This is a genomic window from Bartonella sp. AA168HLJHH, assembly GCF_042197365.1.
Classification (GTDB): Bacteria; Pseudomonadota; Alphaproteobacteria; order Rhizobiales; family Rhizobiaceae; genus Bartonella.
The window spans coordinates 1-11,753 of sequence record NZ_JBHIRS010000026.1; the positions used below are offsets into that span (position 1 = coordinate 1).

The following is an 11,753-nucleotide window of genomic DNA, read 5'->3' on the forward strand; positions in this document are numbered from 1 at the left end:
TCATGATCCTCATTCTCCAGAGTTAGAGAACTTGCAAGAAACGAATAATGGATGACAATGCAGTCGAAGAATTTTTCGCCCATGCCAATAACGCACGACAACCGGACCCACCGTATACGGTTTCGCAATGGGCGGATAAGAATAGATACCTTAGCACCGTAGCAAGTGCTGAACCTGGATTGTGGAGAACAAAGCGTACCCCCTATTTGCGTGAAATCATGGATAATCTTTCCTCTCACAAACCAATTGAAACAACTATTGTCATGAAAGGGGCGCAAGTTGGCATGTCAGAGGCAGGATTAAATTTCTGCGGTTATGCTATTCATTATAGTCCAGGACCTGCTCTTTATGTCATGCCGACCGTTGAGACAGCCAAAAAGCTTTCAAAGACGCGGCTTGATCCTATGATTATGGCAAGTCCAGTTTTAAGTGAACGCATAGCCCCAGCACGAGCACGTGACAGCGGGAATACCATGTTTTCGAAAGAGTTTGATGGTGGTGCACTGATGCTTACAGGGGCAAACAGTGCTGCTGGTTTGCGTTCCATGCCTATTCGTTATCTGATTTTGGATGAAGTGGATGGTTATCCTCTCAGTGTGGATAACGAAGGTGATCCGGTGATGATTGCGGAAAAGCGTACCTCGACCTTTGTACAACGAAAGATCTTTAAATTGTCCACACCCACCCACCGTGACACAAGCCGTATTGCCAAGGATTTTGTGCTAGGAGACCAGCGATATTACAACGTGCCTTGTGATGCATGTGGTACACTCCAGCCGATTGTTTGGTCACAAATCAAATGGCCGAAAGGGGCTCCCGAAAAAGCTGTGTTTGTTTGTGCCCATTGTGGTCATGAACATGCCGAGCACCGAAAAACAGATCTCATGTGTGAAGAAAGAGGCGCATGCTGGGTCCCAACCAGTGAGTCAAGCAGACCCAATTTGCGTTCTTATCATATTTCGGCACTCTATTCTCCTTGGCTTACATGGGGGGAATGTGCAAGAGAGTTTTTAAATGCCAAGGATGATCCAGCTCTTCTACAGCCTTTTGTCAATACAGTTCTTGGAGAGCCATGGGAGGACAGAACAGGCGAAGTTATTGATCCTGATAGCCTCTATGCAAAACGCGAAGATTATCCCCTTGCACCAGAACAATCCGTCGTGTTGACAGCTGGTATTGATGTGCAAAATGACCGCTTGGAACTTGAAGTGGTGGGATGGGGGCGTAGTGAAGAAAGTTGGCATATTGATTATCAAGTGATCCTTGGTGATCCCTCTTCTTTTGAAGTATGGGACCAATTGGATGAATATCTTGCAAAACGTTGGCCGCATCCAGGCTATAAAGAGGGGATTAGGATAACAGCTGCTTGTATTGATACCGGTGGTGGACATACACAGGCGGTTTATAATTATGTACGCCCGCGTGAGGGACGACGTATCTGGGGAATTAAGGGGCAAGCGGGATGGCGTGCGGTATGGCCACGCCGTCCAAGTAGAAACAATAAAGGACAGATTAATCTCTATATTGTTGGGGTTGATGCCGCGAAAGATATTATCACGGCACGATTTAAAAAATCGGGACCTGAAGCAACGGGGGCTGGTGCAACACACTTTCACAAAAACCTTGATCGGGAATATTTTGATCAGCTAACCGCTGAAAGAAAAGTCATCAAATATTTTAAAGGCTTCAAGCGCATTGAATGGCAAAAAAGCGAAAAGGCAAGAAATGAAGCCTTGGACTGTAGGGTCTATGCTTATGCTGCTTTACAAGGTCTGATTTCGGCAGGAATAAACCTTAATCGAGAAGTCGATATCTTAGAAGAGCGTCTGGAAAAACTTAAAGTTGAAGGCTCTTTAGAGCAGCCAACACCAAGACATGCCCCCTCTCCTGCTCCAAGAAGATCTCAGACAGCACAGCCTCAAAGGAAACAATCCAGAACGGTGATGAATCCTTATATGCAAGGGGATTGGAGGTAATTTGTGGATGAAACTTTAGGACAATTTAACAGCAAATTTTCGAGACTGGAAAGTTTAAAAAGGCGGCGTGAACAAATTGAAGAGGCTCTTTATTCGGGTGCGCAATCGGTACGCCATGGCGATAAGCAAGTCAGCAATCGTTCTGTTGAGGAACTGCGCAGAGCGCTTGAGATGCTGAACACACAAATAGCGGACCTTGAAGGACGCAAGCGTTCACGCGTTTTCTATTTTAATATATCACGAGGCTATTAATGGCTGGCTTTATCAATAAACTCACGGGCTTTTTTACAATTTCTCGTCAACACAATCCCCATTTTGAAGCGGCAAGCAAAAGCCGCCGTATGGGTGGCTTTGACCCCGCAAAAAAACATATCAATAAAGCGATTGAAGAATGCGGTGATACCATTGTTGCCCGTTCAAGATGGCTTTATGACAATGAAGCTCTTTATGGTTCTGCAACGGAGGAATGGGTCTCTGCGGCTGTAAGTGATGGGATTAAACCTTATCCTCGTATTGAAGGCTTTCAAGAAGAAAAGAAAAAGCTTTTAGACTTATGGTGGCAATGGGTTGATGAAGCCGATTATGATGAAGATACCAGCTTTTATGGGCTGCAAGCAACCATTGCACGAGAAGTATTTTTAACCGGAGAGTGCTTTGTAAGATTGCATTATGTTGATCTCTACGGGCGCTCTGGTGTGCCTCTTCAGTTGCAAGTTTATCCCACGGAAATGTTGGACCTTTCCTACAATGGACCGGCTGAGATTGAAGGCAATTACATTCGTATGGGAATTGAATTTAATGCCAGTGGTAAGCGTGTTGCTTATCATTTCTGGGAACATCACCCCTATGATGCTTCTCCTTCCAACATAGCATTTAAGAGTCAAGAACGCATACGTGTCCCCGCTGAAATGATCCTTCACATCAAAGAGCGCCGTATTGCCGGACAATTGCGCGGTTCTCCCAAAATAACGCGCTGTATGACAAAGATCTTTCAACTCGAATCCTATGACGACGCAGAACTCGATAGAAAAAGGACGGCGGCTCTTTTCGCGGCGTTTGTCAAGGACAATTCACCAAACGTCGAAAAATTATCCGATAATCGTGATAAAAACAACGTTGAAGAAGAATACAAAGCACCTGTCATTGCGCCCGGTGCATCTCTTTATTTAGGAGAGAATAAAGAAGTTACATTCTCAAATCCTGTTGAGGTTGGTGGCTCTTATGAGGCTTTTCAATTTCGCAATATCTTGAAAATTTGTGCAGCACTTAATATGCCTTATGCCGTTGTGACTGAAGACGTTACGCGGGGGAATTTTTCAAATGTACGCACCTCCATCATTCAGTTTAGACGGCACGTCAAACAATGGCGTGAACATATTATTGCCTTTCAGTTTAACCGCATTGTTTGGGAGCGTTTTGTTGAAATGGCAGTGCTTGCTGGATGCGTCAATTTGCCAGGGTGGGAAGAAAATTCCTTGCCATGGCTTCAATGTGAAAGCTTTGCACCCCCGCTTGAAATGATTGATCCAAACAAGGATATCTCAGCGGAAAAAGAAGAAATTCGTGCAGGCTTGAAAACACGACGCATGGCACTTGCCGAGCGTGGCTTTGATATCGACAGCATTCATGCCGAACTGCAAGAAGAGCACACAGACGCTCGTGCGCGCGGCTTATCTTTTGACACGGATATGGCAGCGACCTCTGATAGCAATCAAGTAATTGATACCGCAGATTCAGAACCTTCTGAAACTTATGAAAGTAACCAAGGCAGTGAGGCACATAAAAATGGTGAATAATCTTGATATGCCGTTTTTGGCATCACGGCTTTTTGGGGTTCCTCATATGCTTGCCTCGACAAAGCTTGATATCATTTTGAATGCTCTTGCACCACGCCTTTTTGAGGGAGAAAAGTTTCCCATTGAAGCTTATTCGCAAGAGAATACAGAAGCTTTAAGACCCCCTGAAACTTATGTAGTACAAAACAATGTTGCCATAATACCGGTTCATGGCACGCTTGTGCGCCGTGGTGCATGGCTTGGGGCTTTATCGGGGCTAACCTCTTATGAAGGTTTAAGCGCTTCTTTTCGTGAAGCCATTGCACAACCTGATGTTCGCGCTGTTTTACTTGATATTGACAGCGGCGGTGGAGAAGCCGGTGGTGTGTTTGATTTGGTTGAAGAGTTTCAAACACTCTCAAAACAATACAATAAACCCATTTGGGCACATGCCAATGAGTTTGCTTGTTCAGCGGCTTATGCCATTGCTTGTTCTGCTTCTCAAATATGGGTTGCTCGCACGGGTGTTGTAGGCTCGATTGGAGTTGTTTGTGCCCATCTTGACCAGTCCCGTGCAGATGAAAAACACGGGCATAAATGGACCTTTGTCTTTGAAGGTGATCACAAAACCCATGGCAACCCTCATGAACCCTTGAGCGATACAGCACAGATAAAAATGCAAGCCGATTGCGCCCTGCTCTACGAGATGTTTGTCGATTTGGTGGCGCAAAACAGACGCTTAAATGCTGCTGCAATTCGTGACACAAAAGCAGAAACTTTTATAGGCACCCAAGCGATCACGCTTGGATTAGCAGATGCGCAGGGCACCCTTGCGCAAGCTTTGGAAGCCTTAACGGATTCCATATCACAAAACCCAACATCAACAGAAAAAGAAGGACAAAACACATGGCACGCACACAATACCGCGCTGAAGAAGAGGATGACGAAAAGATCGTCGACATCATCAATGACGAGGAAGAGGACGAAGACGATAGTGACATCGACAAAAACGCCGAAATCTTTGACGACGAAGAAAACGAAGATGAAGATGAAGACAATGAGGACAAGCAGGAAAACATAAAAGCTGCTCTTGAAAAAGAAAGAAAGCGCGCAAAAGCACTAACAACCCTTGAAAGGCAAGCAAAGCACTTAGGCGTTTCTTTTGACGCAGCAAAAGCTATTCAAAACGGTATGAGTCTCGAGAAAGCACGCCAATGTGTGTTGACGGCTGCTAGCTCTCAAAGCGCGTCTTTAAAAGTCTCGCCTTATACCCCTCATAGTGATGGGACGAGCAAGGCAAAGATTTATGCAAAATGGGAAGCAGCTTGGAGGGCAGTGAAATGACGAATATTATTTATGACGACGTACGCAATGGCGCTTATCTTGGACCCTACGACCCCGATATGTCAAATGAAGAAGTGCTGTTTGCATCAGGAGCATTCATTGAAGCTGGAACTGTCATGGGGAAAATTACAGCATCACAAAAATATACCCCCCTTAATCCAGCAGCATCAGATGGCAGTCAAACACCGGCAGGGATTTCTTTTGCCACTATTGACGCAACAGAAGCAGATCAACGTGCCGTGATTACAGCACGCTTATGCACTGTAAAAGCTTCTGAACTGCTATGGCCAGATGCCATCACGGATGAGCAAAAGAAAGCAGCCATTCAGTCTTTAGAAGACCATAACAACATTCTATTGCGATAGGAGAATGCACACATGGATATGAATTTTTTTAAACATGATGCTTTCTCAAGCATCACAATGATGAAAGCCATTGAAAACTATGAGTTTCAACCTGGTCTTGTAAGTTCTCTTAATCTCTTTGAAGAAGTTGAAACCAGTACCACAGTGGTTGGGATTGAACGGCGTGATAATACATTTTCGCTTATTCAAACCAGTGAACGTGGCGCACCTTTGGCAGAAGGTGATAGAGAGGGTCGTAATCTTCGGTTTTTCAAAACAACACGGATTGCCAAAAGTGATACCGTGAAATCAGAAGAAATCCAAAACCGTCGTGAATTTGGGACAGAAGATCAGTTAGAGACAGCAATGAAATATATTGCCAGAAAACAAAAGAAACTGATTTCTGAAATAGAATTGACATGGGAAAATATGCAACTTGGCGCTGTTCAAGGGGTGGTTCTTGATGCCGATGGCTCTGTTATTGTCGATTGGTACAAAGAATGGGAAATCGCACCACCAAAGCCGATTGATTTTAAACTAAATACAGAAACAACCAATGTTGCGGACCATGTTGATCAAGTCATTATGAGGATGATTGAAGCTTCAAAAGGAGCGTTTTCTGATCGTTCGCGGATTATTGGGCTTTGTGGTAATGAATTCTTTTCCAAGTTGAAAAACCATAAAACAATTCGTGAGACCTATTTAAACACAGCCTTAGCACAGACACTCAATAGCGCCGGAGGTGTTGCAACACCAAGTTCGATTGGCTCTGGGAGCTTTGGTAGTTTTGACTTTGCGGGTGTGACTTTCATTAATTACCGGAGTATTCACAACTATAATGTGAGTGCGAAGGCTGGAACAAAGCGCGCCATAGGAATTAAGCCGGATGAATGTCAATTCTTTCCTGTTGATGCGCCTGGTGTCTTCCAAAAAACCTTTGCTCCTGGTGAAAGCTTGGATTTTGCCAACACGGTTGGAAGACCTCTCTACACGATGCTTATCGTCGACCACGACCGTAATGCATGGGTAAAACCGGAGGTCTACAGCTATCCGCTTTACATTTGCACACGCCCAGAAATGCTGTTTAAAGCAGTGATTGGAGCGAAATAACATGCGATGGCACGGGCTGCTAAACCAAATGGTTAAAGATGTGCGCAACACTTTTGGGCAGCCCATCATCTACACGCGAAAAGACAATCAGCAATCGTTTCAAATTACAGCGATTTACGGCATTAAGCATTCAGAATCGGACGCCGGTGGCAGAATCCCTACCACAATTGCAAGAAAGGAACTTGATCTTTGTATCAATGACATCGGGGGAATACCACCAAAACCTCAAGATAGTGTTGTAATCATTTCCCCTGAAAACAGCAAAGCTCCCTCTTCTCAAGAGCACTTCGTGATCACAGATGTCCAAGCCTCTGAATCCGGTATGTATAAGCTTATCTTGCGGGAGAAAAAACAATGAGGAACCTTTGTCTTGTGTGTTTCAAAATCAATAAGGCTGCCCAAGAACCCGGATTACTGCTGCAAACCTTGGATTTGGAATAGCACTAAATCGGTAATTCCATGGTGCGCCGGTACGGTGACTGATGTGACATCCTTGGTATGTTATAGTTACTGATGCAATTCTTGCCCAAGTAGTCCTTTCATTATCTTCAGGGCTTTCAAATACAATAGCTTGATTTGTTACTAAAAGACGTCCTAAAATTGGAGTATTTTCGCCAATATCAAAGGTAACGCGTTCTTGAACTCCCAACAGTTTTTCATTTTGTACTAAACGATAATCATATTCACTTGCGTCAAGTTCTTGAAACATTTCACATGCTTCCTCAAAATTAGAGGGAGGAATATCTGATTGCCACAGAGCAACTTCTTGCTCAAAGCTTTTTTCCTTTTTTGTCTCACGATAGGCAATAATAACAAAAATTAAAACAATAAAAATGGGTACTAATAACCATGGCGTAATAGTTACTGTTACCACAATGCCTCCAATCAGTAGAGCACAAAGAAGAACGATCTGTACCCTCTTTTCTAACCGTTTTTTTTCAAGTTCCGGCGACATTTTATTAACAACTGATAAATCAGAAGAAGGATGGATATGCGGGGGAGGCATTAAAACCTGCTCTGAAACCTTTTCTTTAAAACGTTTGTTGCGTTTATCTTGCCAATGAACAAAAATAGACAATGCAATAAATGCAAAGAAAATTAACCTGAACCATCCCCAAAAACCTAGACCATCATTTTCGTCTGACTTTTTATCTTGAACATGGATACTTTGCTTATCAGTATTCTCAGGTAGTGCCTTTGTCACGCTTTCATTTTGAGTAGCAACATCTATTAATAAAGTTGAGGAGGAGGAAAAAATTTCATTATTGTACGCAACTTGATCTGGTTTGATTTTGTGAAAAAAAAACGCACCTAATATTGCAGAGCCGAGAAATAATAAGACTCCAATGCCAAGGGTTTTCAATCCATTTTTGCACCATTTTTTTATACACACTAAAACAAGTCCGACAACCATCACCGGTAACGACAACAAACATACGATCATCGCAATTGTATCAAGTATGTCGAGCATTATTGTCCCCTCCACTATAAATAAAAAACTAAGCTGGAAAATCTAAAGTGAGTCGACAAATAAAGTAAATATGTGCTTATGATTTTTAGAAAAAAGTGATATTATTATAGGAGTATGAATAATCGAAACAGGAACCTAACGAACACCTTAAATACTAAGCAGATAAGCTACCGAGATAGTTTATTTTCGCACATTAAAGGCTTTGACTTATTGTATGTTACACGCATATAATGATCTCGTCGGGTGTGGTTATGCTATACAATACTCTTGATGGGAAAAGCATAACGACGGACTATTGGCCGTGTTTTTGAGCACCCGGCACTTTATTTATAAAAGTGTCAATCAAAAACGTCTAACCAATAGGAGTTCATCATGAACACTCTTATAGAAATTAAAGGAAACACTGCTAATAGTGCTATCCATCAAACTATGTCTAGTCGTGAAATTGCTGATTTGTGTAAAAAGCAGCACGCACATATTATGCGTGATATCAAGAAGATGCTTGAAGAACTTAACGGCTCCAAATTTGGATTGGTTGATTTTATCGGTACTTACGTTGATGCAAAAGGTGAAAGCCGCCCTTGTTATAACTTACCTAAGCGCGAATGTTTAATTCTTGTTTCTGGTTACAGTACTGCTTTACGAGCAAAGATTATTGACCGCTGGCAAGAGTTGGAAAAGCAGGTAGCTGTTCCACAGATAGACTACTCAAGTCCTCAAGCAATGATTGGCTTTTTGACACATTTACAAAACCAAATTGAGCAAAAGGATAACACCATTGCTGAATTAGCACCAAAAGCAAAAGCTTTGGAAGGTTTAAAACGCTCTGATGGGTTGTTTGGTCTTATTGAAGCAGCAAAGATGCTTGAAGTACGACCAAAGGATTTAACGGATTACTTGCGTAAACATGATTGGGTGTATCGACGTGCTCCAGGGGCGCCATTGTTACCTTATCAGGATAAGATCAAGAAAGGATTCATGGATTGCCCTGCTATTACCATTCAAAGACCGGATGGAACAGAAAAGGTGCTGCCTTCAACGAAAATCACATCTAGAGGATTGGCATGTTTGAGAGAACAAATCTTTGGGGGTGTGCAATGAATAGCAGTGTCGACTTCTTATGCGATTTGTGGATGGCATTGTTTAAGCTTTCTAACCATCGAGGCATTGGAGATGAGGACTGCAATGCTATAGTTGAGGTTATGGAATCGGTCGTAGATGCTCTGGTTTTAAAGCTTCAAGATGACGTGCCCAATATTACAAAAATCTTGGCAATTTTGACAGATTTTGGAGCTTCAGAACTTCCACATCGTATGGATTCTTTGTTGCGAACTTATGAACCAAATTTAGACAACCCCATTAAAAAGGTTGCTTAATTTAAAAACACATCTTCCCTCCCCGTTCTCAAAATGGGGAGGTGGTTAAGAAACTTCTTTAGGTAAGAACTCAAAATGAACGGGTTTAAAACCAGTTAAGTCATAATCTGTAAGATCTGCAGTATCAACAAAGTTTTCTGCTTCTTTATCCGTCTTAAAAACGGGTATTTGTTTTAATTTAGAGGTTTTCATAAGAATTAATTTTCTTTTAGTACGTATAGACTTTTAAAAGATTCAAAGTTTAGAGGAAATGTATCTGTTGAAACTCACACCATTTTCAGCGGCTTGTATTGCAAGTTTTCTATGGAGCTCTGGTGGTATTCTTAATTGAAACTTACCACTGTATTTACCATGTGACAAAGGCACAGGAACTTCTTCTCCATTATGTTGCATGTCCTCAACAACTTCTGAAACAAGGTCCATAATACCTTTTAAAGCTTTCTCTGCTTGAGCATCTAACCATGAAAGGGATGGGAATTCTGCACACAATCCGACATATTCCTCATCTTCTTGCGACCACAAAACACGATAGGTATAATGATTATTGTTCATGTTTCATCCTTTCTTGTATCCTCTACAGAGGATATGGATCAATTACGATGGCTTTTTCGTAAATCTCGTTCGATGAGATGTCGAACATAGCGTGTGTAAGGGATAGCTTGATTTTTAGCTTTTTCCTTTAAAGCCTTCATAAGTGCTTGAGGTAAGCGAATATTCATAGAGGCTTCTTTAGGTAAGAATTCAAAATGAACAGGCTTAAAACCAGTTAAGTCATAATCAGTAAGATCTGCAGTATCAACAAAGTTTTCTGCTTCTTCATCCGTCTTAAAAACGGGCATTTGTTTTAATTTAGAGGTTTTCATAAAAATCAATCTCCTTTTGGTGCATATAACGAGCGCTAATAGGACGTACAAACAATTCGTTCTTTATTGTTCTTAAGGTAAAAACTAAAAAAATATATCGTTCATTATAGCTTCGTCCAATGGCTCTGAAACGCTCTTCTTTAATATTGGGGTCATGCTTTATGACGAGATTTCCAGGTTCAGTGAATAAATACTCAATTTCTTTTTTAGAAACTCCATGTTTGGCACATTTTGGCCAGTTACCATCATCCCAATTTATGCCATGAACTTTGATGTTTGCTACCATAACGAATGTATATCAAAATGTATCCACAAATACAATAAAAATGATTAAAAATCAATCTATTTGAACAGGAGCCCCCATGCATCCGAGAGAAACGATAAGAGAAACATTTGTTGCTTTGATAAAGGCAGCAAAGACGGCAGCTGGTGACAATGTTTTCAATATGCGTGACTTCAATTTATTTATTGAAGCAATGCCAGCTATTAATATCTCAACGCAAAGTGAAACCATTGAAGATGGCTATGATTATGGAGTAAGGCGGCGTGTTTTAACGCTAGATGTTGAATGCTATGCGACATGTGAAGATGGCGCACGTTTTGTTGATCAATTAGCATGGGAAGTTGAGGAGGTTTTCTACGCTAATCCCAATCTCAACAACACAGTTGAAACATGCCGCCTGCAAAATATTGCTTTTGCCTTTGGTGATAATGGCGCTCTAGCACTCCACGGTGCAATTTTAACCTTTGACGTAACTTACGTCACCAATATCCCCTGCCTTGATGAAGGAAAGGCAACCGAAAGAGTTGTTGAACCCGTTGTCGGTTTTAAACCAGAAACAGGCGTGAGAAACAAAGATAAATACCATAAAATTGAAGGTGGACATGTTAGAGCGGCGCGATAAAGAAATCACAGATCTAAAGAGACGTGTGGCAAATATGGTTGTGGTGGGGAAGATTAGCCATGTCGACCATAAAAACGCACGCTATCGGATAAAAAGTGGCAATCTTGTCAGTGACTGGATTCCAGATACCCAAGCCCGCGCCGGTAAAACACGCTCTTATGAAGGGCGCGATGTTGGAGAGCAAGTAATTGTTGTTTCATCATCAGGGGATTTATCGCAAGGGATGATTGTGGGTTCCATTCATACAGATGCTAATCAAGCAGCCGATAAGGGCAGCATTCACCGAACGATATACCTGATGGAACCAGCCTTGAATATGATGATGAACAAAACACTTATGGAATTCACATCAAATCCGGCGGAAAGTTTATCCTGACAATCGCTGATGGTGTGTCACTAAAAGGTGATGGTGGCAAGCTAGAGCTTACCGCACCGGAAGGCATAAAGATTGTTTCAGAAAGCGATATAAATTTAAACGCAAAAGGCAACATCTCTTTGAAGGCTGGTGGTGACATTTCACTGAATTCGAATGATAGTCTCTCTCTTCATTCTGGAAATAATGTTTCCATTCATTCAAGTGGATTAAGAC

15 protein-coding genes and 1 pseudogene are annotated in these 11,753 nt (G+C 42.0%); 11 read left to right on the plus strand and 5 right to left on the minus strand.

Annotated elements, in window-relative coordinates; genetic code table 11:
- The first annotated feature begins 47 nt into the window (after positions 1-47).
- The 7 genes from ACFINM_RS08710 to ACFINM_RS08740 all read left to right on the plus strand — a co-directional run bounded on the left by ACFINM_RS08710 (position 48) and on the right by ACFINM_RS08740 (position 6,907).
- Entirely contained in the window at positions 48-1,976 is a 1,929-nt protein-coding gene (locus ACFINM_RS08710) for a phage terminase large subunit family protein (RefSeq protein WP_375641107.1), read from the plus strand.
- Between the two features lie 3 nt (positions 1,977-1,979).
- Entirely contained in the window at positions 1,980-2,228 is a 249-nt protein-coding gene (locus ACFINM_RS08715; protein ID WP_375620570.1) for a phage head-tail joining protein, read from the plus strand.
- Positions 2,228-3,772 (plus strand): phage portal protein, encoded by a 1,545-nt coding sequence (locus tag ACFINM_RS08720; RefSeq protein ID WP_375641108.1) that lies wholly within the window; start codon positions 2,228-2,230, stop codon positions 3,770-3,772. The genes ACFINM_RS08715 and ACFINM_RS08720 overlap by 1 nt, the downstream gene beginning before the upstream one ends.
- On the plus strand, positions 3,762-4,832 hold the full coding sequence (locus tag ACFINM_RS08725; protein WP_375641109.1) for a S49 family peptidase: 1,071 nt from the start codon (positions 3,762-3,764) through the stop codon (positions 4,830-4,832). Before ACFINM_RS08720 ends, ACFINM_RS08725 begins: the two co-directional genes overlap by 11 nt.
- A 259-nt stretch (positions 4,833-5,091) precedes the next feature.
- A complete protein-coding gene (locus ACFINM_RS08730) occupies positions 5,092-5,460 on the plus strand; it encodes a head decoration protein (RefSeq protein WP_375612361.1) in 369 nt (122 codons plus the stop codon).
- A gap of 12 nt (positions 5,461-5,472) precedes the next feature.
- Positions 5,473-6,549 (plus strand): major capsid protein, encoded by a 1,077-nt coding sequence (locus ACFINM_RS08735; RefSeq protein ID WP_375641110.1) that lies wholly within the window; start codon positions 5,473-5,475, stop codon positions 6,547-6,549.
- A gap of 1 nt (position 6,550) precedes the next feature.
- Positions 6,551-6,907, plus strand: coding sequence for a hypothetical protein (locus tag ACFINM_RS08740; protein ID WP_375641111.1), 357 nt, complete (start codon positions 6,551-6,553; stop codon positions 6,905-6,907).
- Positions 6,908-6,934: 27 nt separating this feature from the next.
- Here the strand turns inward: ACFINM_RS08740 and ACFINM_RS08745 are convergent, their stop codons facing one another.
- A complete protein-coding gene (locus ACFINM_RS08745) occupies positions 6,935-8,020 on the minus strand; it encodes a hypothetical protein (RefSeq protein WP_375621835.1) in 1,086 nt (361 codons plus the stop codon).
- A 372-nt stretch (positions 8,021-8,392) separates the two neighbouring features.
- On the opposite strand from ACFINM_RS08745, the gene ACFINM_RS08750 reads away from it, so the two are divergent.
- Both ACFINM_RS08750 and ACFINM_RS08755 read left to right on the plus strand, forming a co-directional pair.
- Positions 8,393-9,121 (plus strand): phage antirepressor KilAC domain-containing protein, encoded by a 729-nt coding sequence (locus tag ACFINM_RS08750; protein WP_375621834.1) that lies wholly within the window; start codon positions 8,393-8,395, stop codon positions 9,119-9,121.
- Positions 9,118-9,396, plus strand: a complete 279-nt coding sequence (locus tag ACFINM_RS08755; RefSeq protein ID WP_006589100.1) for a hypothetical protein — start codon at positions 9,118-9,120, stop codon at positions 9,394-9,396. Before ACFINM_RS08750 ends, ACFINM_RS08755 begins: the two co-directional genes overlap by 4 nt.
- Before the next feature lie 45 nt (positions 9,397-9,441).
- On the opposite strand, the gene ACFINM_RS08760 is transcribed toward ACFINM_RS08755, so the two are convergent.
- Genes ACFINM_RS08760 through ACFINM_RS08775 form a run of 4 tightly spaced genes read right to left on the minus strand, consistent with a single transcriptional unit; the run spans position 9,442 to position 10,545 of the window.
- Positions 9,442-9,588, minus strand: coding sequence for a CopG family antitoxin (locus ACFINM_RS08760; protein ID WP_375621833.1), 147 nt, complete (start codon positions 9,586-9,588; stop codon positions 9,442-9,444).
- A gap of 42 nt (positions 9,589-9,630) precedes the next feature.
- Positions 9,631-9,948 (minus strand): type II toxin-antitoxin system HicB family antitoxin, encoded by a 318-nt coding sequence (locus ACFINM_RS08765; RefSeq protein WP_375641112.1) that lies wholly within the window; start codon positions 9,946-9,948, stop codon positions 9,631-9,633.
- Positions 9,949-9,986: 38 nt separating this feature from the next.
- On the minus strand, positions 9,987-10,259 hold the full coding sequence (locus ACFINM_RS08770; RefSeq protein ID WP_012754724.1) for a CopG family antitoxin: 273 nt from the start codon (positions 10,257-10,259) through the stop codon (positions 9,987-9,989).
- Positions 10,246-10,545, minus strand: coding sequence for a BrnT family toxin (locus ACFINM_RS08775; protein ID WP_012754723.1), 300 nt, complete (start codon positions 10,543-10,545; stop codon positions 10,246-10,248). Before ACFINM_RS08775 ends, ACFINM_RS08770 begins: the two co-directional genes overlap by 14 nt.
- Positions 10,546-10,621: 76 nt before the next feature.
- Here ACFINM_RS08775 and ACFINM_RS08780 point away from each other — a divergent pair, with 76 nt between their 5' ends.
- Positions 10,622-11,164: a hypothetical protein gene (locus ACFINM_RS08780; RefSeq protein ID WP_375641113.1), complete on the plus strand. Its 543-nt coding sequence runs from the start codon at positions 10,622-10,624 to the stop codon at positions 11,162-11,164.
- Positions 11,145-11,753 (plus strand): annotated as a pseudogene (locus tag ACFINM_RS08785) (phage baseplate assembly protein V); the annotation flags it as partial. The gene ACFINM_RS08780 and the pseudogene ACFINM_RS08785, both read left to right, overlap by 20 nt.